This is a genomic window from Candidatus Omnitrophota bacterium (assembly GCA_018894435.1).
GTDB lineage: Bacteria > Omnitrophota > Gorgyraeia > JAHIPI01 > JAHIPI01 > JAHIPI01.
Window position 1 is genome coordinate 1 of record JAHIPI010000068.1, and the last position, 24584, is coordinate 24584.

The 24584-nt window shown below is 45.1% G+C and carries 24 protein-coding genes and 1 rRNA gene; 3 read left to right on the forward strand and 22 right to left on the reverse strand.

Annotated features, from left to right (window positions below):
- Together KKI13_05270 and KKI13_05275 are read right to left on the reverse strand one after the other, a co-directional pair.
- A 16S ribosomal RNA gene (locus KKI13_05270) occupies positions 1 to 499 on the reverse strand; the annotation flags it as partial.
- A 260-nt stretch (positions 500 to 759) separates the two neighbouring features.
- Complete coding sequence (locus KKI13_05275; GenBank protein MBU4488458.1) at positions 760 to 1941, reverse strand: tyrosine--tRNA ligase; 1182 nt, start codon at positions 1939 to 1941, stop codon at positions 760 to 762.
- Positions 1942 to 2021: 80 nt separating this feature from the next.
- On the opposite strand from KKI13_05275, the gene KKI13_05280 reads away from it, so the two are divergent.
- The 3 genes from KKI13_05280 to KKI13_05290 are packed head-to-tail and all read left to right on the forward strand — an operon-like array spanning position 2022 to position 3898.
- Positions 2022 to 2633 (forward strand): DUF1559 domain-containing protein, encoded by a 612-nt coding sequence (locus tag KKI13_05280; GenBank protein ID MBU4488459.1) that lies wholly within the window; start codon positions 2022 to 2024, stop codon positions 2631 to 2633.
- Positions 2552 to 3286 carry a DUF1559 domain-containing protein gene (locus tag KKI13_05285; GenBank protein ID MBU4488460.1) on the forward strand — a complete coding sequence of 245 codons (735 nt, stop codon included), beginning with the start codon at positions 2552 to 2554 and terminating at the stop codon, positions 3284 to 3286. Before KKI13_05280 ends, KKI13_05285 begins: the two co-directional genes overlap by 82 nt.
- Complete coding sequence (locus KKI13_05290) at positions 3287 to 3898, forward strand: prepilin-type N-terminal cleavage/methylation domain-containing protein (protein ID MBU4488461.1); 612 nt, start codon at positions 3287 to 3289, stop codon at positions 3896 to 3898. It abuts the gene before it with no gap.
- 54 nt (positions 3899 to 3952) lie between these two features.
- On the opposite strand, the gene rpsA is transcribed toward KKI13_05290, so the two are convergent.
- The 20 genes from rpsA to KKI13_05390 form a co-directional block, all read right to left on the reverse strand.
- Positions 3953 to 5590 (reverse strand): 30S ribosomal protein S1, encoded by a 1638-nt coding sequence (gene rpsA, locus KKI13_05295; protein MBU4488462.1) that lies wholly within the window; start codon positions 5588 to 5590, stop codon positions 3953 to 3955.
- Positions 5591 to 5612: 22 nt separating this feature from the next.
- Positions 5613 to 6551, reverse strand: coding sequence for a 4-hydroxy-3-methylbut-2-enyl diphosphate reductase (locus KKI13_05300; GenBank protein MBU4488463.1), 939 nt, complete (start codon positions 6549 to 6551; stop codon positions 5613 to 5615).
- 13 nt (positions 6552 to 6564) lie between these two features.
- Positions 6565 to 7143, reverse strand: coding sequence for a 1-acyl-sn-glycerol-3-phosphate acyltransferase (locus KKI13_05305; GenBank protein ID MBU4488464.1), 579 nt, complete (start codon positions 7141 to 7143; stop codon positions 6565 to 6567).
- Between the two features lie 29 nt (positions 7144 to 7172).
- Positions 7173 to 7850, reverse strand: a complete 678-nt coding sequence (gene cmk, locus KKI13_05310) for a (d)CMP kinase (GenBank protein ID MBU4488465.1) — start codon at positions 7848 to 7850, stop codon at positions 7173 to 7175.
- On the reverse strand, positions 7840 to 8688 hold the full coding sequence (locus KKI13_05315; GenBank protein ID MBU4488466.1) for a prephenate dehydrogenase: 849 nt from the start codon (positions 8686 to 8688) through the stop codon (positions 7840 to 7842). Before KKI13_05315 ends, cmk begins: the two co-directional genes overlap by 11 nt.
- Positions 8685 to 9698 carry a 3-deoxy-7-phosphoheptulonate synthase gene (gene aroF, locus KKI13_05320; GenBank protein ID MBU4488467.1) on the reverse strand — a complete coding sequence of 338 codons (1014 nt, stop codon included), beginning with the start codon at positions 9696 to 9698 and terminating at the stop codon, positions 8685 to 8687. Before aroF ends, KKI13_05315 begins: the two co-directional genes overlap by 4 nt.
- 14 nt (positions 9699 to 9712) lie before the next feature.
- On the reverse strand, positions 9713 to 10870 hold the full coding sequence (locus KKI13_05325; GenBank protein MBU4488468.1) for a histidinol-phosphate transaminase: 1158 nt from the start codon (positions 10868 to 10870) through the stop codon (positions 9713 to 9715).
- A gap of 20 nt (positions 10871 to 10890) precedes the next feature.
- Positions 10891 to 11955, reverse strand: coding sequence for a prephenate dehydratase (pheA, locus tag KKI13_05330; protein MBU4488469.1), 1065 nt, complete (start codon positions 11953 to 11955; stop codon positions 10891 to 10893).
- The gene (scpB, locus tag KKI13_05335) at positions 11933 to 12523 is read right to left on the reverse strand and encodes an SMC-Scp complex subunit ScpB (GenBank protein MBU4488470.1); all 591 of its coding nucleotides are present in this window, start codon (positions 12521 to 12523) and stop codon (positions 11933 to 11935) included. The genes pheA and scpB overlap by 23 nt, the downstream gene beginning before the upstream one ends.
- 2 nt (positions 12524 to 12525) lie before the next feature.
- Entirely contained in the window at positions 12526 to 13281 is a 756-nt protein-coding gene (locus KKI13_05340; GenBank protein MBU4488471.1) for a segregation/condensation protein A, read from the reverse strand.
- On the reverse strand, positions 13265 to 14260 hold the full coding sequence (trpS, locus tag KKI13_05345; protein MBU4488472.1) for a tryptophan--tRNA ligase: 996 nt from the start codon (positions 14258 to 14260) through the stop codon (positions 13265 to 13267). Before trpS ends, KKI13_05340 begins: the two co-directional genes overlap by 17 nt.
- Before the next feature lies 1 nt (position 14261).
- A complete protein-coding gene (gene infB / locus KKI13_05350; GenBank protein MBU4488473.1) occupies positions 14262 to 16376 on the reverse strand; it encodes a translation initiation factor IF-2 in 2115 nt (704 codons plus the stop codon).
- Between the two features lie 6 nt (positions 16377 to 16382).
- Positions 16383 to 17663 carry a transcription termination factor NusA gene (gene nusA / locus KKI13_05355; GenBank protein MBU4488474.1) on the reverse strand — a complete coding sequence of 427 codons (1281 nt, stop codon included), beginning with the start codon at positions 17661 to 17663 and terminating at the stop codon, positions 16383 to 16385.
- Between the two features lie 16 nt (positions 17664 to 17679).
- Positions 17680 to 18150 carry a ribosome maturation factor RimP gene (locus tag KKI13_05360; protein MBU4488475.1) on the reverse strand — a complete coding sequence of 157 codons (471 nt, stop codon included), beginning with the start codon at positions 18148 to 18150 and terminating at the stop codon, positions 17680 to 17682.
- A gap of 228 nt (positions 18151 to 18378) precedes the next feature.
- On the reverse strand, positions 18379 to 20154 hold the full coding sequence (locus KKI13_05365; protein ID MBU4488476.1) for a proline--tRNA ligase: 1776 nt from the start codon (positions 20152 to 20154) through the stop codon (positions 18379 to 18381).
- A gap of 69 nt (positions 20155 to 20223) precedes the next feature.
- Entirely contained in the window at positions 20224 to 21300 is a 1077-nt protein-coding gene (gene ispG, locus KKI13_05370; protein ID MBU4488477.1) for a flavodoxin-dependent (E)-4-hydroxy-3-methylbut-2-enyl-diphosphate synthase, read from the reverse strand.
- Position 21301: 1 nt separating this feature from the next.
- Complete coding sequence (gene rseP / locus KKI13_05375) at positions 21302 to 22366, reverse strand: RIP metalloprotease RseP (GenBank protein MBU4488478.1); 1065 nt, start codon at positions 22364 to 22366, stop codon at positions 21302 to 21304.
- The gene (locus tag KKI13_05380; protein MBU4488479.1) at positions 22360 to 23508 is read right to left on the reverse strand and encodes a 1-deoxy-D-xylulose-5-phosphate reductoisomerase; all 1149 of its coding nucleotides are present in this window, start codon (positions 23506 to 23508) and stop codon (positions 22360 to 22362) included. The genes rseP and KKI13_05380 overlap by 7 nt, the downstream gene beginning before the upstream one ends.
- A gap of 2 nt (positions 23509 to 23510) precedes the next feature.
- Positions 23511 to 24317 (reverse strand): phosphatidate cytidylyltransferase, encoded by an 807-nt coding sequence (locus tag KKI13_05385; protein ID MBU4488480.1) that lies wholly within the window; start codon positions 24315 to 24317, stop codon positions 23511 to 23513.
- Position 24318: 1 nt separating this feature from the next.
- Positions 24319 to 24584 (reverse strand): undecaprenyl diphosphate synthase family protein (locus tag KKI13_05390; GenBank protein MBU4488481.1); only part of this gene is annotated, 266 nt, incomplete at its 5' end.

The window sequence follows — 24584 nt, forward strand, 5'->3', positions numbered from 1 at the left end:
ACCGCGACTGCTGGCACGTAGTTTGTAGGTGCTTATTCTCCCCCGCTCGATGCGGGGATAAAAGAGGTTTACATACCGAAATACTTCATCCCTCACGCGGTGTCGCTCGGTCAGGCTTTCGCCCATTGCCGAATATTCCCAGTTGCTGCCATCCGTAGATGTATGCTCCGTATCTCAGTAGCATTGTGGCTGACCAACCTCTCAGTCCAGCTACCCGTCAAAAGCCTTGGTGAGCCGTTACCTCACCAACTAGCTGATAGGACGCAGGCCCCTCTCCAAATGGTAGCTTATAAATAGAGGCTTCCTTTTACCACAGTCCTTATGAACCGTGGTCTTATCCGGTATTAGCCTCGCTTTCGCAAAGTTATCCCGGTTTCGGAGGTAGGTTACCCACGTGTTACTCGCCCTTTTGCCACTATGCCTTGCGGCATCGTTCGACTTGCATGCCTAATCCACGCCGCCAGCGTTCGTTCTGAGCCAGAATCAAACTCTCCAATAAAAACACCTTTAATTCTGCTCGTTTTACGACCTTGGTTATCCAATTTTTTCAAAGAGCGTTGCACTGAAATAGACAAAAAAATAGCATCGCCGTGGCGATACTATTGAATACGCCTTAAACTACCACGACAGATTATACTACCCGAATTTATCAATACCCTTAATCAAAAAAACCTCTTTTTTCAAGGGGTATACAATTTCTTTAGGTAGGGCATATTATACACGAAGCGTTACTTTTGTCAAGCAAATTTTAGACTTTTTTTATTTTTTCTTAAGGAGCAATTTTATAAACTTCCTGCCTACTTTTATTACCCCCTCTTTCGGCTTAATATTCGGGTCAGAAACCTTCTTGCCATCAATAGTTACACCGCCCTGTTCTATAAGCCTTTTTGCAGCAGAAGCAGAAGCAGCCATGCCAGAATCTAGCATAATATGCGGAAGCGTCTTCTCCTCTTTCCCTACTTCAAACCAAGGTATGTCCTTTGGGAGCTCTTTCTGCTTAAAAACTCGTTCAAAATCTTCTTCTTCTTTTCCTGCTTGCGCTGAGTCGTAATATTGCGCCACTATACTTTTAGCCAGGTTTGATTTTGCCCCTTTGGGATGCAACTTGCCGCTAGTCACATCTTTTTTAATCACCTCTACGTCTTCATCCGTCAGTAGCTCATAATACTTATACATAAGCTCGTCGGAGATTGACATTAATTTGCCGAATATCTCCTTCGCCGGCTCGTTTATGCCAACATAATTTCCGAGTGACTTCGACATCTTCTGGACACCGTCAAGCCCTTCAAGGAGCGGCATCGTAATTACTACCTGCGATTCCTGACCATATGCCCGCTGAATATCTCTCCCCACGAGTAGATTGAACTTTTGGTCGGTTCCGCCGAGCTCGATATCAGCTTTAAGCGCGACAGAATCATACCCCTGTAAAAGAGGATATAGAAACTCAAGCATGGTAATGGTCTTTTGCTGTTTATATCTGTTAGCAAAATCATCTCTTTCCAGTGTACGCTGGACAGAATAATTGGACATAAGTGCCGCGACATCCCGCGCCGTCATCTTATCAAGCCATTCACTGTTAAAACGTACTTTCAGTTTTTTGATATCCAATATTTTAGAAATTTGCTTTTTGTAGGTTTCGGCGTTTTTGGCCGCTTCTTCCCCTGTGAGTCGGGGCCTTGTCTTTGATTCTCCGCTGGGGTCGCCTATCATTGCTGTATAATCGCCAATAAGAAACACAACCTCGTGTCCCAACTCCTGAAAGTGCCTCATCTTGCGCAAAAGGACGGTGTGTCCTAAATGAATATCCGGCGCAGTGGGATCAAAGCCTGCCTTAATTACAAGCGGCTTGCCTTTCGCCAGCTTTACCTTTAGCTCTTTTTCCTGAATTATCTCAACCGCGCCGCGCTTAATGAGGATTAATTGCTCTTCGCTATTTTTCATCCTGATATCCCCTGTTTGAAGTTATTGTAGCAAAAGAATACAACCTTGTCAAACTCTTAATCATGTGGTAATATTGAAGCATGAAGAAAAATGCTTTCACGCTGATAGAATTACTGGTCGTTATCGTGATTATAGGCGTTATCGCGGCGCTATTAGTGCCGGCTTTAGGCAGGGCGCGGGAGGGCGCGCGTAGGGGGCAATGCGCCAATAATCTGCGCCAAATCGGCATGGGTATGTCGATGTATCTTGACGAACATAATTTCAAATTCCCTCCTATTTTTATTATCGGAGGTCCAAATTGGTGGTATACCTGCCTAGACCCATATCTTGACAATCGCAACGTCTGGAAGTGTCCCAATTATAAATATCACAATTACGCCTCCTACAATTACTTTTCCTACGGCTTTAACTACTGGGGATTAAATATTCTTTCGGGTGGTGAGTGGACGGGCAAAGATATAAATACCGTACAAAATTCTGCGCAATGCATAATGGTGGCAGATACCTACCCGCGACCAGGTAATCAGGCATACTGTTATGTTTACAAAAACTATATTGGTTATAGGCACTCAAACGGCACAAACGTTCTTTTCGTTGACGGCCATACAGGATGGTACCGTACCTATCCCCAAGCTCAGTCGCAAATACCTTGGAGCACCGACCCGATAAGTCGACAGTGGTGGAATTATTAATGAATAAAAAAGCTTTTACCCTGATCGAGCTCCTCGTCGTCATCGCCATAATCGGCGTGATTGCGGCGTTACTTGTGCCGGCTTTCGGTAAAGCGCGCGAGAGTGCCCGCTGCGCTTTGTGCGCGAATAACCTTCGCCAAATCGGAGTGGGTTTTCATATTTATCTTGATGAACATGAAGATACTTTTCCTGCAGGAAATTCATTGGTGGATATAGGGAATAACTGCGTGGTGACCGTTAAAGACTGGACTTGGGCGGCAATTAGGTCTCTCGCTTCGTCTCAAGAAGAATTTTATGCGCTTCGAACAACTTTATTATTCTGCCCATCAAGAAGAAAAGAAATTCCTTATTGGACAGAAGAATACATTAAAAAATTCTTTTCTGATTACCCTTTTACAGATCCTTGGTATACGGGATATGGTTATAACGCCTATTTTTTCTACAGCTATCCTCACAAGCGCCTTTCTGATATTGCAAATACATCAGAAACAATTCTAGTCGGCGAGTGCGTAGGAACGCATTATTATTTATTCTACGATCCGCAATGGAACGGTATTTCAGACAGGCATGCTGGTGGCAGTAATATACTTTTTGTCGACGGCCATATCAAATGGTATCTAAAAGATGTTATAATAACTTCGAATTGGTGGTAAATGTTAAAAATATTCTTAAAATTTTCTACGCACAAACAGGCTTTTACATTAATCGAGCTTCTCGTCGTCATCGCCATAATCGGCGTAATTGCGGCGTTACTTGTGCCGGCTCTTGGGAGGGCGCGGGAAAGCGCAAGAACTGCTATGTGTGCAAATAACTTACGGCAGATTGGTCTGGCTATGCATATGTACGCCGATGATAATAATTCCAGCCTGCCGCCTTATGCAATAGGCGCAGATTACTGGTTTGCCACATTTCTTAGTTCTTATCTTGACAACCAATCTGTTTTTAAATGTCCTAACTACAAAAATTATATTTCTTATTCCGCAAACCGGCAGTCTTATGGATATAACTATCACATCAGCAATTACGATATAAATCGTATCCGCACTCCGTCGCAATGTATACTAGTAAGTGCGAGTTCTCAAATTGGTGTTTTTGACGGTATCTATATCATTCGCGTTGCGCCAACGCTCCTTATCCCTATTGCCCGACATAGCGGCGGAGTAAATATATGTTTCGTTGATGGCCATGCAGCATGGTACCACCTTTCCGCTATTCCAACAACTGCAGCTAACCCTATTTGCTATACATGGTGGAATTATCCATAAATAAAAAAATAGGGGGTAGCAATAACTACCCCCTATTAAAACATAGTTACGGTTTTATTTCTTATCTAACGCCAACGCAATCTTGCGCTGGGCGTCGTCGAGCTTAAGAACTTTTACGGCTATCTTATCGCCGACTTTATAGACTGCTTCCATTTCTGCCTGAGTCTTCTCCGCAAGCTCACTCACATGTATAAGCCCTTCCAAGTCATTCTCAAGCTCCACAAATATACCAAAGTTGGTTATTTTCGCGACCTTTCCGGACGTGGCATAACCTTCTTTATATGTCTTCGCTATTTTCTCCCAGGGGTCAGGAATGAGCTGCTTCAGACCAAGCGAAAGTTTTCTTCCTTTTGAGTCCAGAGATAAAACAATTGCTTCTATCTTCTGGCCCTTTTTTAGAACCTCCTTCGGCTGGCTTATCTTTTTTGTCCACGACATCTCAGATATGTGGATAAGACCATCCACGCCTTCTTCAAGTTCCACAAAAGCGCCGTAATCCGTAAGGTTGCGGATCTTGCCTTTTACTTTTGTTCCGACAGGGAATTTCTCCTCAACGTCAATCCAGGGGTCTGCTTCAAGCTGTTTTATCCCCAATGATATCTTCTGGTTATCCTTATCGATGTCAAGGACAACTGTCTCTATTACATCTCCTATCGCTAAAAGCTCGTTAGGATGGCTGTATTTTTTGGTCCACGAAAGTTCCGATATATGCACAAGCCCCTCTATGCCCTTTTCCAGTTCCATAAAAGCGCCATAGGGCATAATATTTACCACCTTGCCCTTGACCTTGGATCCGACAGGATACTTAACATCGACTTCTTTCCATGGGTTGGCCGTCTTCTGCTTCAGCCCCAGCGAAACCCGGTTTGTGTCCTTATTGAAATCCAGGACTACTACTTCGATTTTATCGCCTATGGCGAGCATTTCACTTGGATGCGAAATCCTGCCCCAATTCATGTCCGTTATATGCAAAAGCCCGTCGAGTCCGCCCAGGTCTATGAACGCGCCGAAGTCTGTTATATTCTTCACCACGCCGCTTACTACATGACCTTTTTCTAATACGGACAAAAGCTTATGTTTTGATTCCTCAGCTCGCTGCTGAAGGACATCTTTTCTGGACAAGACTATATTCTTGCGCGGCCTGTTTATTTTGACTATCTTGAATTCCAGTTCCTGGCCTAGAATCTCGTCAAGGTTTGAGTAAGTTTTAAGGCTCACGAGTGATGCCGGTAAAAATGCCTCCATTCCGATATCGACCATAAGCCCGCCTTTTACTTTACGCGAAGGCCTTCCGGTTATTATATCGCCTTCTTTGCAGGTAGAGATTATTCTCTCCCATCCCTGTAACTTATCGGCCTTTTGCTTAGATATGACTATGCACCCATTTTCATTTTCCTTTGAATCCAAAAATACCTCTATTTCATCGCCGATCTTAAGCTTTGAAGGATCCGGAAATTCCGACATCGGGAGTATACCTTCGGATTTATAACCTATATCTACGACCACGTCCTTCAACCGTATCTCTATTATCTTGCCTTTGACTATCTGGCCTTCTTTTATGTCCTTTATAGTCGCTTCATAGAGAAGGGCCATTTCATCTCTCGACATTGAGGCGCTCTGCTCAGGCGTTACCTTCTGGATATCCTCCCCCCCTGCGGTTTCTGATTGTTCTTCTTTTTTCTTCCAAAACATCTTTTGTTACCTGCCTTTCATTTTAGAATTGTCGTAGCTTCTCTACCACTTCGTCTACGATCCATTTCGGGGTCGATGCCCCGCTTACCACTCCTACAGAATTTATGCCTTTAAACCAACTCTTCCTTAACTCTGTTTCTCGCTCTATGTGATAGGCAATAGCACCCACTTTTCTGCATATCCTATAAAGCCGTTTCGTATTTGCGCTATCTTTCCCGCCTATCACGATCACAAGATCATTATGCCGTGCCATTGCCTTAGTTGACTTCTGCCTCATATCAGCATCATGGCAGATCGTGTTAAACACCCTTGCTTCTTTAAATGCCTTTCTCAATATTTCAGCTACGATCAGGCCAAAATCTCCGCTAGCCTGGGTCGTTTGGGCTATAATACCGATTTTCCCGGCTTTTGACTTAAAGTTACTGGCTTCTTCAATATTGCTGATTATTACGGCTTTGTTGCCTGTGAACTTTTTTAGCGAGCGGACCTCGGGATGCCCTTTATCTCCTATAATAATAACTTTATAGCCTTCACGAAAAAGTTTCTCGGCGATCTTTTGCGCATTTTTCACAAATGGGCACGTCGCATCGATTATTTTTATCCTGCTTCCGGCTTCTTTAAGCCGATCCGGATGAATGCCGTGGGAACATATCACAAGACTGCCGCCTTTAATGGTCTTAGGGCTAGCCTTAAGTACCTCGAGGCCCTTTTCCGCAAGGCGCCTCACAACTTCTTTGTTATGTATTATCGCGCCCAGTGAATATACGGGCTTTCTTCCGTTCTTTAACGTGCCTTCGGCTATGGCTATTGCCCGCTTTACCCCAAAACAAAAATCGGAAAAATTTGAAACGCATATCCTCCTTCGCTGAATTGCTCCTCCTTCGCCAAATTGCTTTCGCGCTTGGCTACGGAGGACAGGTTTCGCGTTCAGCTTCGGAGGATTCCGCCTAATCTTCTGCATGCGGGGCTTCATCTTACGCGTCATATTTCTCTTTAAGCAGTTTTATCTCGTTCATTATTTGCCGGCTTACTTCCTTATAGCCTTCATTTTTGCTGACACCGGCCGGCATATGATATACTTTCGACTCGCCGTAATAAACTCTAACAGTATGTCGCGTTATGCCCCGCGCACCCTTAGGGAACGCTATATTCGTTCCTTTGACGTAAACAGGTACGACAGGCAAATTATGTTTGATGGCCAAATACGCCGCACCAGGTTCCGGCTCCAGAAACGAACTCCCGTCTCCACGTGTGCCTTCGGGGAAAATAAATATAGGTTGGCCCTTTTTTATACGGGCTATGACCTCGCGCATCCCCCTAGCCGGAGCATCCCTGTCAATGTTTATGAGATTTAACTTGGGCATGTACCAGCCCCAGAATCTGCCTTCAAACAATTCTTTCTTCCCCATATAATTCATATTGCCTTTAATAAACGCGCCCGCGGCAATAGCGTCAAGATGGCTCACATGATTGCACGCTACCATATAGGAACCTTTTTTCGGCAGATTTTCCATGCCGTAGTGCTTAACGCCGCAAAGTATCCTGACAAGCATTCTGAGAAAAAAACAGGTTATGCCGTAAATCATCTTTTAATTGCCCTGATTCTTTGCAATATACTCTCCGCCACTTCTTCTATGGTCATCTTCGTAGTATCGATTAAAATAGCGTCATCCGCTTTTTTGAGCGGCCCCACGGACCTATTCTCGTCCGATTTGTCCCTCGCTGCCACGTCCTGCTTCACTTCCGCGATCGTTATGCCGGGATCTTTGGCTATAAGCTCTTTATACCGCCTCTTAACTCTTTCGTCTATACTGGCATCAAGGTAGATCTTTATATCAGCGTCCGGAAATACTATCGTTCCTATGTCTCTTCCTTCCAAAACAGCGCCTTTACCCATGGCTGCTTTCCGCTGCAGATTTACCATCTCTTCACGCACACCTTTTATGCCGGCAATATATTTGACATTATTTGTAACAAACGGCGTGCGTATCTCCCCTGAGACATCCTCGCCGTCAAGCTTAACACATAATCTAGAATCCCCGCCTGCCACAAGGCGTATATCCGTCTTCTTCGCCAGATCTATAAGGGCTTTGGGATCGTTGAGGTCTATTTTATTCCTGACAGCCTTAAGAGTAAGCGCGCGGTACATAGCGCCTGTGTCTACATAAATGAGGCCTAATTTTTTTGCGACTTCCTTGGAAACGGTGCTTTTACCGCTTCCGGCCGGCCCGTCAATCGCTACTATCAATTTACTTTCCATACGCAAATTTATCGCGTTTTTTCTTGGCTTCCGATAGGACTATTTTTAGTTTAGGCATATCTTTTGCTTTGATTAGCTTGCCTATGATTTCCAATTGCCTGGAGTATTTTTTTATATCGGCACTGGCGCTGGCGCTATTATCTGTCAAAATCGCAGACCAAAGATCAGGATCGCCGGATGCAATACGAGTAGTGCCTCCAAAACCTGTCGAGGCAAACTTAAGAGACGATTCATCGGCTGCTAAAGAAAGGGCCGCCGCAACCGCATGCGGCAGATGGCTTATATTGCTCACTCTTCTGTCGTGCTCTCTAGGAGATAACTCATATGTTTTAGAGCCTAATTTTTTCCAAAAATCCTTAACCGCCCGTAACGCCGTCCTGTCGGTTTTTCCTGTTTTTGTTATAATGCACGGGGTGCCGCTAAACAGCCTGCTACTCGCCTTATCCACTCCTCGCTGTTCCGAACCTGCCATAGGATGCGTTCCGACAAAACGTGCTTTCGAGCTGACAATTCTTTCGGCATCTCTCACAATGCGGCCCTTGACGCTGGCTACATCTATAACAATGCAATCTTTCTTTAAATTGGGCAGCACTTTTTTTAAGGCGCCGATCACTTTATCCACAGGTGTAGCCAATATCACCATATCGGAATTTATAACCGATTTTTTCAAATCAAGTGTCCCGCCATCTATAGCTTTACGCTTCAGCGCTTTTTTAAGGCTGTCTTTGTGCGCTGTTACGCCTATGATTCGCCCTGCTAATTTATGCTTCTTAGCCGCTAAGCCGATCGAACCGCCTATCAGCCCGACTCCTATTATTGTTATTTGTTTAAATTTCATAATTCTCTGCCCACTGCCTTTGCGACTTTTGCGAGCTCTTTCATCATATCCGCAAATTTCCCCGGTAAAAGCGACTGTGCGCCGTCCGACAATGCCTCTTCCGGATTGGGATGCACTTCTATGATAAGACCGTCAGCCCCTGCAGCTATCGCGGCTTTTGAACAAGGAGAAATCAAGCCCCATTTCCCCGTAGCGTGGCTCGGATCGACTAAGACAGGAAGATGGCTAAGCTGTTTTATAATAGGCACAGCGCTTATATCCAAAGTAAAACGCGTATGCTCTTCAAACGTCCTTATGCCGCGTTCGCATAAAATGACATTGAAATTGCCTTCCGACAATATATACTCAGCCGACATAAGAAGTTCTTTAATGGTGGCCGACATGCCCCTCTTAAGAAGAACCGGCTTCTTTGACTGCCCTACTTCTTTTAGAAGATTAAAATTCTGCATGTTGCGGGCGCCTATCTGGATAAGATCCGCATATTTCTCAACCAGAGGCATATCCCTTACGTCCATAATCTCAGTTACGATAGGAAGCCCCGTTATCTTTTTGGCCTCTTTTAAAAATTTCAACCCCTCTTCGCCGAGTCCCTGGAACGAATAAGGCGAGGTGCGCGGCTTAAAAGCGCCTCCGCGTAAAATAACGGCTCCGGCACTTTTCACATCCTTTGCTATTTTTATGAGAAGTGTCTCGTTCTCCACGGAACACGGCCCGGCCATAACAACTATCTTTTCACCGCCTACTTTGATGCCACCGACATCTACTACAGTGTCTTCTCCCTTGAAATCCCTTGAAACGAGCTTGTAGGGTTTCAATATAGGCATAACCTTTTCAACGCCGGGATATACTTCTAAAGGCTGTATCCTTATTATGTCCTCGTCACCTATCACACCTATAATAGTGCGCTCGACGCCTTTTGAGACCATAGGTTTAAGGCCGAGCTTCTTTACCTTCTCTATAATATGGTTTATCTCTTTTTCTGTGGCATTCGGTCTTAGTACTATTATCATTTTCGACTCCTATGTTAGAAAAGGTCCACTTCTATACCGGACCACTTGCCGCTCAATATCTTTTTAAGGCCTTTGATAAATTTTTTATTTTCCGGCATCGTGCCGACGGTAACGCGTATAAAGCTATACATCCGGTAAAAATCCATATCCCTCACAATAACACCCTCACCTATCAGCTTCTTGAACATATCCTTACCGCTTCTTCCTTCTCCCAGATCTATGAGGATAAAATTGGTGTCACTCTTTACATATGTAAGGGCCATGGCGTCTAATTCTTTGTACAAATACTGTTTGCCTTCGGTTATAACGAGCTTGCACGTCTCAATATGCTCTTTATCCTTAAGACTTGCTATTGCCGCGGCTTGCGCCAGGCTATTGATGTTGAAAGGCATCTGCGTGCGCTTCATATACCTTATCAGCTCTTCCCCCGCTATTCCATAGCCGATCCTTAAACCGGCCAGGCCATGCGCCTTTGAGAAAGTCCTTAGTATGATTACGTTCTTCCTTCCTATATACCTTATGGTGTCAGGAAAGTCCTCTCTTTCTACAAAGTCATAATAAGCCTCGTCGAATACAGCTATGGTGTTGTCCGGCAATTTTTCTAAAAATGCCTCTACTTCCATCTCCCCTACAGATCTTCCTGTGGGATTGTTCGGATTATCAATAAATACAAGCTTGGTCTTCGGAGTAATGGCTGCTGCCATAGCATTTAAATCGGGTTTATAATCCTTAAGCGGTATAATTACGGGTTTACCGCCGACTACTTTTGTCGCAATCTCATAAAGCATAAACGCGGGGTGGTTCATTACGACCTCGTCGCCTGCATTAACAAAAGACAATAAAATAAATTCTATGATCTCGTCCGAACCGTTGCCTAGAATAAGGTTCTCGGGCAGCACATTAAGCTCCTCGCTCAATGCCTTTATTATATCGTGACAGAAGGGGTCCGGATACCTGTTGACCGCAGTCGCGGCCTTACGCATCGCCTCCACCGCCTTCTTCGAAGGGCCTATCGGATTTTCGTTAGAGACGAGCTTGGCGATCTTTCTCAAGGGAAGGAGCTTTAGAAGGCCGTATTTTTTCCTCAGTTCGCGCTTGATCTCGCTTATCGGGCGGCCGGGCTCATACGACTTCAACTCTAGTATATTTTTTCTGACTAAATCTTTAATCATTTTAGATATACCTCTTTTTATTAGCTCGCTTTCGGATAAGAGCCGAGTATCTTAAAATACAGGCACTCTTTCTTCAATTCCCAAATAGCGCGTTTTGCTTTTGCGTCTTCATGATGCCCCTCCAGGTCAACAAAGAAATAATACTCCCACGGCCTCTTTTTGGACGGCCTGGATTCTATCTTCGTAAGGTTGATCCTGTTTCTCTTAAAAGGTGCCAGTGTATCATGCAAGACGCCGATCTTGTCTTTCATTGAAAAGACTATGGATGTTTTGTCGCTGCCGGTCGGCTCTGCCTCATGTTTGCCTATTATCAAAAAACGGGTGATGTTATGAGGTGAATCCTCTATAGACGCAGCTATTATATTCAGCCCGTAACCCTCCGCGGCTAATTTGCTTGCGATAGCAGCGCTGCCCTTGCCGGCTGAGGCACACATTGCCCCCGCTGTAGTGCTGGAACAAGGGATTAATTTAGCTTGCGGCAGATTTTTTTCAAGCCAAATACGGCACTGCGCAAAAACCTGTTCGTGAGAATAAATCTTTTTTATAGAAGACATTTTCTTGTGTTTGCTCAGCAATTTATGCCCTATAGGCAGATATACTTCCGAGCAGATCTTGAGATCGGAATCGATGAACATATCAAGCGTATAATTTACAGCGCCCTCTGTAGAATTTTCAATAGGGACAACCCCATAGTTTGCGCGTCCGCGCTCTACTTCTGTAAAAACATCCGCTATGCTGTTACATTCAAGATAGTCTAACGATTTGCCAAACTTTTTAAGAGCTGCTATATGAGTGAAAGTCCGAGAAGGGCCTAAATACGCTATCTTTGACGGCATCTGAAGAGTTAAACACCCTGACATTACTTCGCCATAAATAGCTCTTAAGGAGTCATTTGATAATGGCCCCTTATTGGCTGAAGTAATGCTCCGGTATACTTCTCTCTCCCTGTCCGGCGAATATATGTTTGCCCTTTGCCTGGATTTTACTTTGCCTATCGCGAGACTCAATTTTGCTCTTCCGTTAAGCAAATTCAGAATGCGCTCATCCAGTTTGTCAATTTTTTTACGAAGTCTGGCTAGGTTCATTATTTGCCTCCCTCAATCTCCCTGCTTTTGCCTTTTCTTCTTCCGTTAGATCTTCTTCTTTGAACTCATTTAATAAAGGCAAATCTCTCAGTGTATTTAAACCGAAATGTTCAAGAAAAAGCCGAGTTGTGCCGTAAAGTATGGGCCTGCCCGGCGCGTCCTTTCTGCCCGCTATCCTTATAAGGCCGCGCTCCAAAAGCGTCCCTAGCGGCCCCTCGACATTTACGCCTCTTATGGATTCTACATCGCTTCTTGTAACGGGCTGTTTATACGCAATAACGGAAAGAGTCTCCAGTGATGCCCTGGAAAGCCTGGGCCTTTGGTCTTTGAAAAATTTCCTTATGTAAGGCGCCACTTCCGGCGACGTGCTTAAGCGGTACCCCTCGGCCACTTTTATGACCCGTAATGATGTATCGTCGCTCGCGTATTTTGTCTTTAATTCTTCAAAAGCAGTTTCTACCGCTTTTTCGTCCACGCCGAAAAGCGCCTTGATCCGAGCAGCTTGGACCGGCGAAGAGCTGACGAATAAAAATGCCTCCAGTAATTTCTTTAATTCATTTTGTTCCATGTTTATGTCTCGCTTTGTGCAGTTTGTTTGACAGAGTTCGGGTTGCGTATTATCTCTATTTCCCCGAACGGCTCTTCCTGGACAATAAGTATCTCTTTGAGCCTTATAAGCTCCAGCACCGCAAGAAAAGTCACAACTATTTCAAACTTGCTCCCTGCCTTTTTAAAAAGATTGCCGAAGTAGATCCTGGGTTGACCGACAAGCATATGGACGATATCATGGATCTTATCCGCTACGGTGAACTTATCCTTAATGACCTTGTAAAACGTATCCTTCGGAATGTCCTTTAAAATTTTAGAAAAGGCACTCAAAAGATCGAATATGCTTGTCTCAAAGAATGCGCTTTCGTCCTCTATTTCCGGAAGCGGCCTCTCTTCAGCTTTCCTAGTATACTGCTGGCTGGTCGTAGCCTCTATTTCTGCCAGTTTATCCGATACTTCTTTGAACTTTTTATATTCAAGCAGTTTTCTTACCAGCTCTGAACGCGGATCTTCCTCTTCCATCTCATCCTGCGGCATTTCTTCCACCGGAAGGAGCATCCTCGATTTTATCTGCATGAGCGTGGCGGCCATTACTATAAATTCGCCCGCTATATTCAGGTCCAGCATATTCATCATCTCGAGGTACTCAAGATACTGGTCAGTGACCTTGGCTATAGGAATGTCATATATATCGACTTCGTCTTTTTTTATAAGGTAGAGCAGAAGATCCAGCGGCCCTTCAAATATTTCAAGCTTTACTTTATACTTCATATATATGCAGTATTTTCCTTATTTTTCTCATCGTCTTTTGGGCTTCATCGCGCGCCTTTTTGGAAGATTCTCGCCATGGTGAAAGCACTCTCTCATCAAATTTATCTTTTAGCCATCTGCGCTTTTCTCTCATCGGGCTTAAGTATTCTATCAAAAGCTCGGCCATCGCCTTTTTGCATTCGGTACACCCTTTATGGGCATTTTTGCAGTGGTCTTCCACTTCTTCAATCTTATCTTTGGACGCGAATACCTTATAATAAGAGAAGACTGTGCATATATGAGGATGCCCTTTATCAGAGAGCTTTATCCTTTCAGGATCTGTTATCATCCTGTCTACCTTCTTTTTTATATTATCAGGGTCTTCGCTTATGGCTATGAAATTATCATAACTTTTAGACATTTTGCGATTATCTATGCCCAGAAGTTTCGGCGTATCGGTTAAAAGCGCCTCGGGTTCCGGAAATACATTTTCTCCGTATAAACTATGGAAACGCCTGATGGTCTCCCGCGTCAGCTCAAGGTGCGGGAGCTGGTCCGCGCCTACGGGCACGGTATTTGCCTTGTATAGCGCTATATCCGCGCCCTGTAAAACGGGATAGCCCAAAAAGGCATAGGTCGTAAGATCTCTTCCTTTTATTTCGCGGAGTTGTTCCTTGTAAGTGGGGTTTCTCTCGAGCCATCCGAGCGGCACAAGAAGCGAAAAAACCATGTATAATTCAAGGTGTTCCGGCACATGCGACTGGATAAATAAGACGCTTTTATCCATATCGAGGCCGCAGCTGAGCCAGTCGAGCATCATCTCTTTTGTATACTCGTCGATCTTTTTAGGATCTTCATACTCGCTCATAAGGGCATGCCAATCGGCTATCATGAAATAGCACTCATACTCTTCCTGAAGCCGTATCCAATTCGCGAGCGCGCCGGCAAGATGCCCTATGTGCAAAGGCCCTGTCGGCCGCATGCCGCTTAAGATCCGCTTCTTCATGCTATTTGCCTTCCAATCGTCGGGCGAATTTTTGCATTTCGTAAGCTTCTATCGTATCGCCTTCTTTTATATCATTATGGTTAAACAACGCTATGCCGCATTCAAAACCTTCGGCGACTTCTTTGGCGTCGTCTTTAAACCTCTTCAGAGAGTTTATCTTGCCTTCATAAACTATTTTTCCGTTCCTTACTAATTTTGCAATGGCGCTGCGCACAATTTTTCCTTTTACCACATACGAACCGGCTATTGTACCGACTTTCGATCCCACAAACACTTGGCGTATTTGCGCCCTACCCAGAAATACCTCTTTATAGATCGGCTCAAGCATACCTTCCATAGCGGCTTTTATATCGGCTATGGTTTCATAAATAATATTGTATAATTTTACCTCCACGCCCTCTTTTTCTGCTAATATCTGAGCCGTAGGTTCAACCCTTACGTGAAATCCGATGACAATAGCCTTGGAAGCAAGGGCCAATACCACATCCGAATCGTTTACATCTCCTACTGCAGTATGTATTATGTTTATATTGATGTCCTTTGTGCTAAGCTCAAGGAGCGATTTCCCGAGCGCTTCTATAGAGCCGGACACATCGCCTTTTAATACGATGTTCAGTTCTTTTATCTTACCCGCCGTTATATCTTGATACAGCCCCTCAAGGCTGATGCGCTGTGAGCTGCTCAGTTTCTTCTCCGTATCGGCTGCCTCTTTTTGCAGACAGTAATCGCGCGCCTTTCTCTCGTCGAGGACAACAAAAAATCTCTCTCCCGCGCGCGGAACGCCGGATAACCCCAATATCTCAACCGGCATGGAAGGCGGCGCTTCCGTAACGCGTTCGCCCTTATCGTTTATCATTGCCTTCACGCGCCCGCAATGAGAACCCGCCACTACAACATCGCCGGTGCGCAGCGTGCCGCCTTTAACCAAAACTGTCGCGACCACGCCCTTACCGCGGGAAAGTTCGCTTTCCACCACCACGCCTTTGGCAAGTGCGTTGGGATTGGCCTTCAATTCCAGCAATTCTGCCTCAAGTAGCAGCATCTCTAGAAGCTCGTCTATGCCCTTACCCGTTTTCGCCGAAACTTGAACGCTTATCGTCTTGCCGCCCCAATCTTCCGGGGCAAGGTTGATCTGAGCCAACTGCGTCTTTACTCTCTCAATATTTATATGAGGCAGGTCGCATTTATTTAGCGCCACTACTATCGGCACCCCCGCTGCCCTTGCGTGGTCAGCTGCTTCTATGGTCTGCGGTTTTACGCCGTCATCCGCCGCTACTACAAGGACGACTACGTCGGTCGCGTTCGCGCCCCTTGCCCTCATCTCTGTAAATGCCTCATGGCCCGGCGTATCTAAAAATGTTACGGCGCCTTTTTTGAACATAACCTGATAGGCTCCGATATGCTGAGTTATGCCGCCGTGTTCGCGCGAGGCGACTTTAGTCTTTCTTATAGTGTCCAAAAGTGATGTCTTACCATGGTCAACATGCCCCATAAAAGTAACGACCGGAGGCCTCAGCACCAGATTTTTCTTATCTTCCTTTTCCTCTTCTTTAAGGACCTTTTGTTCGAGAGTGGGGGCCTCGACTACCTCAACGCCGTAAAAAGCCGCTATATTTTTAACCACATCAGCCCCAAGCCCCTGATTTATTGTGACGAATATACCCTTTTCTATCATCGTCTTCATCAACTCGTTAGGCTTAACGTCCAATTTAACGGCAAAATCCTTGACCGCTATAGGAATATCTACGGATATCTTCTTCCTCGGGGGCGCATCGCTTTCTGCAAATTCTTCTTTGGATATTTCGGGCTGAAGCACCTGCGGAGCTATTTTTTCCGTATGTTCTTTTATTTCGGGAAATATGTCGGGTTTTTCTACCGGTTTTTTCGAAGGCGTTATTTTGGGCGGAGGGGCTTCTATTTTTGAATGAGAAGGCGGTATTACTTTTGACGGAGCTTTTTTTTCTTCTTTGACGGCCTTTTTTAGAATTATCTTCTTCGGTTTTTTTACCTTGGGAGAAGCAGTCTCTTTTTTCGGCGCGGGCGCGGACTTGGCCGTCGTGGCCTTCTTTTCTTTTTTATCTTTATTCTCTTTATCTTTTGCCGGCTTTTTGGCCATAGTCTATTATTTACCCTCTTTTGTGCTTTCCCCGGTATTCTCTCCGGCGGCTTCTTTGGAAGGCCCTTCTTCTTTTGCGCGTTCAGTTTCTGCGGCTTTTTCTTTTGCGATCTCTAGCCGCGCGGATGCTTGTTTATTCTTAATATCTTCTTGAATACGCTTGATCACATCTTTGGCCGATTCTATCATCTTTTTCGCCGTCTTTTCGGCTATCCCCGGCAGGTTGACAAGATCTTTCAATTTGGCGCTGGCTATCTTATCAATTGTGTCAAATCCGGATTCTTCCAGGATGTCCGCCGCTTTTTTTCCTATTCCTTCTATCGATAATATAGAAACTTCCTCAAGCGCCTTTATGTCTTTCTTGCTCCTTATATCTATATTCCAACCCGTTAATTTTGACGCGAGGCGGACGTTTTGACCGTGCTTCCCTATGGCTAAAGAAAGCTGGTCATCCTCCACTATAACTCTCGCCTGCAATTTTTCTTTGTTGATTTCTATTTTTGATATCTCCGCGGGGCTAAGAGCAGCTTTGATGTATTCTTTAACATCGTCGCTCCATTTTATAATATCTATCCTTTCTCCCCCCAGTTCCCTTACTATATCCTTAACGCGCTGGCCCCGCATGCCGACACACGCGCCAACAGCGTCTATCTTCTCTTCCTTTGAATAGACAGAAAGTTTTGTCCTGTCGCCGGCTTCCCTTACTATGCATTTTATCTCGACTATGCTTTCGTCTATTTCGGGCACCTCCAGCTCAAAAAGCCGCCTTATGAACATGGGGTGCGTCCTGGAAAGTATTATCTGCGGTCCCTTTGTGCTCTTTTTGACTTCCATAATAAGGGCCCTGACTCTGTCGCCCTGCCTGAAATTGTCTTTAGGGCACATCTCCTTGCGCGGCAATATGGCTTCGGTCTTTCCGAGGTCAATGATCAAATTGCCTTTATCAAACCTGTGCACCGCTCCGGTGCAAAGAGAAAAAATCCTCGCCGTAAAATCTCCGTATATTATGTCCCTTTCGGCCTCGCGAATTCTTTGTATTATTACCTGTTTGGCTGTCTGCGCCGCGATCCTGCCGAATTCGCCGGATTTAATATCCTTACCGCCGGAGGTTACTTTTATCTCTCCTGTGGTCCTGTCTATGGTCACGGTTATATCTTCGGTATTTTTGCCGACTATCTTTTTGGCCGCGCTTACCAAAGCGGATTCAATGGCAGTAAAAAGGAGTTCCTTCTTTACCCCTTTCTCCCTCTCTATATGATCCAATATATTTAACAGATCCTCATTCATCCTCTACCTCTTTTCATTAAACCAAATCATCGCAATGCAATCGCACAGATGCTACCTTATCGAAAGCTATGCTTAGCTTAGCCCCTTTTTCCGTCACAATTAATATATCTTCGCCATTAAATTCTTCCAGAGTGCCTATAAACTCTTTTCTGTTTTCAATCGGCATATACGTATGGACGCGTATCTTTTTACCTTTTTGTTTTGTAAGATCGGCTTTTGTCTTAAGCGGCCTGTCCAGGCCTGGCGATGAGACTTCAAGAAGATAGCCTCCGTCAATAATATCTTCTTTGTCCAATGCCTCGCCTATAACTTCGTTCATCCTTGCGCATTCGTCTAACGTTATGCCGTTATCTGTATCTGCCAATATGCTCAATACGTGGTTCCTGCCATGCTTTCTATAAGTTATGTCTACTAGCTCTACCTTGTTGTCGCACAATATGTTGTGTATTATGGGCTTTGCCTTTTCGAGTATATCGCCTTTTTGCATTTGAGTTCAGTCTCGCATCCGCCTTCGCCAAATACTTCCGCCTACGCCATATTGCTTTCGCATGTGGCTTCGGCGGACAAGTACCGTGTTTGGCTTCGGCGGATTAAATTCGCACTTATAACTTACGCTTCCGCTGGTCGCGTAAGTTATGTGCTCATTAAAAAATAAAAAGTGGGTCTACGACTTATTAAACCCACTTTATCTCCTATAATAAAGCTTGGTATTATGTTACCCTTTTAGGGTATTTTTGTCAAGAAAAATCGCCCGCTTTGATGTTACAATTTCTTTGATTTTTTTTACGGCCTCTTCCGGGCTAAGCGGTGTTATCTTTTTATCTTTTCTTGTCTTCAGCTCCACCTTGCCGTTGGCGAGATTCCTCTCTCCTATCACTATCTGTATAGGTACGCCTATAAGGTCAGCATCTTTGAATTTTATACCTGCCGATTCCGGCCGGTCATCAAGCAAGACCTCTATATTTAAATCCAGTAATTTCTTATAAAGGCCTTCCGCTATATCCATAGATTCTTTATGAGCGGCATTTAAAGGCAGGACTATTACCTGATATGGCGCCAAAGACAGCGGCCATATTATGCCGTCTTTGTCATTACTCTTTTCAATCGAGGTCGCTACGATCCTATTGACGCCTATCCCGTAGCAACCCATGATGCAGGGCTTCTCTTTGCCGTCTTCGTCGAGAAATTTTGCCCCTAGGGATTTGCTATATTTTGTCCCCAATTTAAAAGTGTGTCCCACTTCTATCGCGTGTTCTATGTTTATCTTTGAGCCGCATTTGGGGCAGGGATCGCCTTCGGTAGCTATTCTCACATCACCCCACTTGTCCACTTTAAAATCTCTATCGAGATTTGCGTTAAGAAGGTGTTTGTCTTTTTTGTTGGCGCCCACCGCAAAATTCGTAAGGCCCTTCACCGAGTTATCCGTTATTATATAAACGCCTTTCAGCCCTACGGGGCCGGCAAAGCCTACCGGGGCGCCCGTCACTTTCAGGATAAGTTCGGCATCGGCCATCTCCAGGATTTCGCATCCGATGAGCCGTTTAAGTTTCGCTTCATTCAGCTCGTGGTCACCTCTTAATAGGACAGCTGCGGGTTTTCCGTCTGCTTTGCAAACCAGCGTCTTAACCAGTTCCTGCGGCGTTTTTTTAAGTAAACTCCCCACCTTTTCAATAGTGCTCACGGCAGGCGTATCCACTTCTTGGATTTTCTTTAGCTCTATGGACTGCGGACCGCTCGTCCCGAGCGAAGTCGAGGGATGGACTGTGGACTTCAAAACACACTCCATGCTCTCCAGATTAGACGCATAACCGCATTTTTCGCAGAGAGCAATTACATCTTCTCCGTTTTGCGACGGCACCATGAATTCATGCGAGACGTCTCCGCCCATAAAGCCCGTATCGGCCTCGACAGGCTTATAATCCAAAGCGCATCTTTCAAATATCCTGCAATAGGCCTTATACATAGCATCGTAACTTCTGCTAAGGCCTTCTGCATCCCTATCAAAACTGTAGGCGTCTTTCATTATGAATTCTTTGGAGCGAAGAACGCCGAATCGCGGACGGGGCTCATCTCTGAATTTTGTCTGTATCTGGTAAAGCGTCTTTGGGAGGTCCCGGTAAGATTTGATCTCTTTGGCAACGAGATCCGTCACTATCTCCTCGTGCGTCGGGCCCAAAACAGATACTTTCCCGCTTTTGTCTTTATAAGTCATCAATATGTCGGCCATAAGGTCGAACCTGCCGGTTTTGTCCCACAATTCTTTAGGATGTATGGCAGGCATAAGTATCTCTTCGGCGCCGGATCGGTTCATCTCTTCTCTTATTATACTCTCGACTTTTTGAAGCACTTTAAGCCCCAAGGGCAGATATGTATATGCCCCGGCGCTCAATCTCCTTATAAGGCCCGCCCTTATCATCAGCTTATGGCTTATGACTTCGGCGTCTGCCGGATTCTCTTTTAATGTCGGAATAAATGCCTTTGTCATTCTCATGGTTTTTCCTGCTATTCTAACCTGGTTTCCGCCTGAGGCGGATCAGCCTCAGGCTGAAGTTTTGTCAGGTTAGAGTGCTTTTATAATCTCTTTAACAAAATCGCTCTCTTTTACCCGTTTGACGATTCTGCCTTTCTTGAATAATATACCGCTCGCCCTGCCCGCCGCTATTCCTATATCGGCATGGGCTGCTTCTCCGGGGCCGTTTACCTCGCATCCCATCACGGCTATGGTAATTGGCCCAGCAGATAGCGGATAGCGGATAGCGTTTAGCTTTTGTTCTAATTTTCTGACTACTTTTGTCAAATCCACCTGGCATCGGCCGCAAGTCGGGCAAGAGATTATCTCAGGGCCAAAATAGCGCAATCGAAGAGAGGATAATATATCCTTTGCTACCTCTACCTCTTTCACGGCGTCATCTGTAAGCGAGACTCTTACAGTATCGCCTATACCTTCTAAGAGAAGCGCTCCTATGCCGATAGCCGATTTGACTGTCGCGCCCGTGAGCGGGCCTGCCGCCGTAATCCCCAGATGAAAAGGATAATCGCAAAACCCGGCCATCTTTCTGTAGGCTTCTATCGTCTCAAGGACGCTGGACGATTTAAGCGATATCATTATATCACGAAATCCGGACTTTTCAAAAATCTTTGTGTAGATTAGGGCGCTCTTCACCATGCTATCGACAATACTTCCGCCTTTTAAGGCAACCCCCGCCGGAGATTTTCTGCCTGGCGGGACAAGTGACCCCGAATTTACGCCTATCCGTATGGGTACGCCAGCCCTTTCGGCGGCTTTCGCGATTCTCTTTACATCTTCTTCTTTATTTATATTGCCGGGGTTAAGGCGAATGGCAGCTGCCCCTATGCCTATTGCATCAAGCGCTAACTGAGGGATAAAATGTATATCGGTTTCGACAGGGAGCGCTGACTTCTGGATTATCTTCCTGAGCGGCGGCATAGACGCGTGATCTTTTACAGCTATTCTTACGATTTCGCAGCCGGCCTTTGCCAGATCTTCTATTTCGGCCAGCGTCGCGCGGACATTTTTCGTGTCCGTCTTAGTCATGGACTGTATAGAGATAGGCGCGCCCCCGCCTATCTCCACATCGCCTATTTTGACTTTTCTGGTCTTTCTGCGTTTTATCATATTATTTGAACCACTTGGGCAGATTTAAAATATCGTTCCAACTCACAAATAATACGAATGCGATCAAAAGCGCAAACGCTATATTCTGGGCGATCTCCTGTGCCCTTCGGCTAACCGGCTTACCTTTCAACTTTTCTATAAGCAAAAACAGAATATGCCCGCCGTCCAATATAGGAAAAGGCAGAAGATTGAATATTGCAAGAGATACGCTTATAAGGGCGCTTATGTGTAAAAGATAGACGAGCCCCATACTCGCCGCTCTTCCTGTCATGGCGAAAATCCCTATAGGCCCGGCTACGGCCTTCACCGAAACCGCCCCTATAATCATCCCCCATATCGCCTGATAAGTGATGATGGTTATTTTCCAAACGGTATCGGCTCCCATCGCTATCGCTTTGAAGAACCCGTATTTTACAAAGACCACCTCGTCCGAAGGCGCTATGCCTATCATGGTCTTCTTGAACGGTTTGCCGAGTATATCCTTTGCGTCTTCCGAGCGTCCCTTCACGCTGAATATGCGTTTCTCGCCATTTCTATCGATAGTGACTCTTATATCGCCTTCTTTTCTGTCACGTATGGCATCCAAAACATCTTCCCAGTATTTTACGCTCTTACCTTCTATGCTCATTATTATATCACCGGCTTTTATGCCTGCCTTTTCCGCAGGATACCCTTCTAAAACTCCGCCTATGCGTGCAGTGGGAACCGGCGAGCCGAGCATTAATACAAAGGAGAACAATAAAAATCCAAGAATATAATTTACTAAAGAACCCGCTACTATGATATTAAACCTTTTATAGATCGGCTTTGAATAAAACTCCCAGTTCTTTCCTTCCAGTTTTCCCGAAAGTTCATCCCCTGCCATTTTCACATACCCGCCGAACGGGATGAGGGAAAGCACATACTCTGTCCCGCCCCTTTTAAATGATTTTATTTTAGGGCCGAACCCGAAAGAAAATACCTCTACCTTTACTCCCATCTTTTTCGCCATCCAAAAATGGCCAAACTCATGGGATAATATCATTATGCTGAAGACTACTATGACTCCTATTATTGATATTAACAAAATCTACCTACCTCTCTTTCAGCCCATCTTCCTATTGCGTCTATCTCATCCAAAGACGGGAATTCTATCCTTTTATGTTTGGCTAAAACCTTTTCTATTATAACCGGTATCGCGGTAAAATCTATTTTTCCGACGAGAAATGCCCTGACAGCGGCTTCATTTGAAGCATTGAGGACCGAGGGCGCGCTTCCGCCCGCTTTGGCAGCTTCGTAAGCGATCTCAAGTGCCGGAAATTTCACTTTATCGGGCTTACAGAAAGACAATCTTCCTATATCTGCCAGGTCCAGGCGCTTGAGCCTGTTTTCGCATCTTTCGGGATAGCTCAGGGCGTATTGTATGGGGATGCGCATGTCGGTTATACTTAACTGCGCCAGCAAAACACCGTCTATGAATTCCACCATGGAATGAATCACCGCCTCCGGATGGATCAGCACCTCTATGGAATCAATATTCATGCCGAAAAACCATTTTGCCTCAATCACTTCAAGCCCCTTATTCATCATAGTCGCCGAATCTACCGATATCTTTTTCCCCATCTTCCACTTAGGATGTCTTAGGACCTTCTTCTGAGACAGGTTTTTGAATGCCTTTTTGGGCACGTTCCACAATGGCCCGCCGGAAGATGTTATATAAAGCTTCCTGACAACTGCCGCATTATTGCCCATAAGACACTGAAATATGGCGCTATGCTCGCTGTCAACCGGAATAATGGCCGAGTTTCGTCTCTTCGCCTCGCGCATTATCAGATGGCCCGCGCTCACGAGCGCCTCTTTAGAGGCAAGCGCCACGTCCTTACCGTGCGACACCGCGGAATAAGCAGGCCTTATAGAAGCGCTGCCTGTGATTGCCACCATTATTATATCGGCGTCCTTCTGGCCCGCCAATTCCTCATGCGCAGTTTTGCCGGCGAGTATAGTTGTGTGATGCCTTATTCTTTTTCGCAATTCCCTTACAAGCGATTCATCGCTTATTGCGGCCACGGATGGTTTAAATTCGTTTATCTGCCTGGCGAGAAGAGGAATGTTTGAGTGCGCGGATAGGCCCGACACCTCGAATCTATCGCTCAAATCCGAAATGACCTTTAGGGTGTTACGGCCGACCGAACCCGTGGAACCAAGTATACATACTTTTTTCTTTTTCATAATTACATCACGAAAGCAGTTATATAAAAATACAAGAGCGGCGCTGCTAAAAGAAGGCTGTCTATCATATCCAGGACGCCGCCTAACCCGGGCAGACATTCGCCCGAATCCTTGACGCCGCAATCCCTCTTGAAAAGTGACTCAGTAAGATCGCCTATCGGCGCGATTATACCTATAAGCAGGCCCGCTATCAAGAGCTGCTGCATGGAGATATTTGGGAAAAATGGCTTACTCAGCGCCGCTAATACTAAAGTAGTTACGAATCCTCCTATCGCGCCCTCTACGCTCTTTTTAGGGCTTATACGCGGTATAAGAAGATGCTTGCCCGCCGCAGAACCTATAAAATACGCGCCCGCGTCCCCGCCTTCGGTCAAAAGAAGCAGAAATACTACCAGGTTATTCCCCAAAGGAAGGTATTTCAGTTTTATCAAAAAACTGAAGAACCAGCTTATATAAAGGATACCAAATAATGTTATGGCCGTAGATGCCAAAATGTCAGAGCCATCTTTTTTGGCGAATTGACGCGCAAATATGAAAACGGAAAACAGCACTATTGAAAAGACTACCGCTCCTTCCGTCTTAAGATTGTATTCCAAATAAGTGAAGATGGGTACAAGTATGCCTAAAAATGTGCCGAGATATTTATATACCGTTATATTCTTCTTCTCCACCATGGAATAGAATTCAAATAAGGACATTCCTATAAACCATGTGGCGACGGCGCAAAATACCCAGTTGGGAAAGAAAAAAATGACTAAGATCGTAAGTAATATTACTAAAATAGAACTGATTATTCTCTGTTTCAGCATATCAGCCTCCGAGCCTTCTTTTTCTATTCTTGTAGGCATCTAGCGCTTTTCTTAAATCGGTCTTTCCGAAGTCGGGCCATAATTTTTTAGTTATATATATCTCCGAGTACGACGTTTGCCACAATAAAAAATTGCTCAGGCGCATCTCCCCGCTCGTCCTTATTAAAAGCTCGGGGTCCGGCATGCCTTTCGTATATAAATAACCGGAAAATGTCTTTTTGGATATATTTTCCGGCTTTATCTTATGCTTTTTGACATCGGCGGCTA

Excerpts from the sequence above, each read along its gene's own strand:
- KKI13_05380 (MBU4488479.1), bottom strand. The coding sequence starts at position 23,508 with ATGAAAAAGAAAAAAGTATGTATACTTGGTTCCACGGGTTCGGTCGGC.
- rpsA (MBU4488462.1), bottom strand. The coding sequence starts at position 5,590 with ATGTTTTGGAAGAAAAAAGAAGAACAATCAGAAACCGCAGGGGGGGAG.
- infB (MBU4488473.1), bottom strand. The coding sequence starts at position 16,376 with ATGGCCAAAAAGCCGGCAAAAGATAAAGAGAATAAAGATAAAAAAGAA.
- nusA (MBU4488474.1), bottom strand. The coding sequence starts at position 17,663 with ATGAATGAGGATCTGTTAAATATATTGGATCATATAGAGAGGGAGAAA.
- scpB (MBU4488470.1), bottom strand. The coding sequence starts at position 12,523 with ATGGAACAAAATGAATTAAAGAAATTACTGGAGGCATTTTTATTCGTC.
- KKI13_05315 (MBU4488466.1), bottom strand. The coding sequence starts at position 8,688 with ATGAAATTTAAACAAATAACAATAATAGGAGTCGGGCTGATAGGCGGT.
- KKI13_05305 (MBU4488464.1), bottom strand. The coding sequence starts at position 7,143 with ATGCTTGTCAGGATACTTTGCGGCGTTAAGCACTACGGCATGGAAAAT.
- trpS (MBU4488472.1), bottom strand. The coding sequence starts at position 14,260 with ATGAAGAAGCGGATCTTAAGCGGCATGCGGCCGACAGGGCCTTTGCAC.
- KKI13_05280 (MBU4488459.1), top strand. The coding sequence starts at position 2,022 with ATGAAGAAAAATGCTTTCACGCTGATAGAATTACTGGTCGTTATCGTG.
- pheA (MBU4488469.1), bottom strand. The coding sequence starts at position 11,955 with ATGAACCTAGCCAGACTTCGTAAAAAAATTGACAAACTGGATGAGCGC.
- KKI13_05325 (MBU4488468.1), bottom strand. The coding sequence starts at position 10,870 with ATGATTAAAGATTTAGTCAGAAAAAATATACTAGAGTTGAAGTCGTAT.
- aroF (MBU4488467.1), bottom strand. The coding sequence starts at position 9,698 with ATGATAATAGTACTAAGACCGAATGCCACAGAAAAAGAGATAAACCAT.
- KKI13_05360 (MBU4488475.1), bottom strand. The coding sequence starts at position 18,150 with ATGCAAAAAGGCGATATACTCGAAAAGGCAAAGCCCATAATACACAAC.
- ispG (MBU4488477.1), bottom strand. The coding sequence starts at position 21,300 with ATGATAAAACGCAGAAAGACCAGAAAAGTCAAAATAGGCGATGTGGAG.
- KKI13_05285 (MBU4488460.1), top strand. The coding sequence starts at position 2,552 with ATGGTACCGTACCTATCCCCAAGCTCAGTCGCAAATACCTTGGAGCAC.
- cmk (MBU4488465.1), bottom strand. The coding sequence starts at position 7,850 with ATGGAAAGTAAATTGATAGTAGCGATTGACGGGCCGGCCGGAAGCGGT.
- KKI13_05385 (MBU4488480.1), bottom strand. The coding sequence starts at position 24,317 with ATGCTGAAACAGAGAATAATCAGTTCTATTTTAGTAATATTACTTACG.
- KKI13_05275 (MBU4488458.1), bottom strand. The coding sequence starts at position 1,941 with ATGAAAAATAGCGAAGAGCAATTAATCCTCATTAAGCGCGGCGCGGTT.
- KKI13_05290 (MBU4488461.1), top strand. The coding sequence starts at position 3,287 with ATGTTAAAAATATTCTTAAAATTTTCTACGCACAAACAGGCTTTTACA.
- KKI13_05365 (MBU4488476.1), bottom strand. The coding sequence starts at position 20,154 with ATGAGAATGACAAAGGCATTTATTCCGACATTAAAAGAGAATCCGGCA.
- KKI13_05300 (MBU4488463.1), bottom strand. The coding sequence starts at position 6,551 with ATGCAGAAGATTAGGCGGAATCCTCCGAAGCTGAACGCGAAACCTGTC.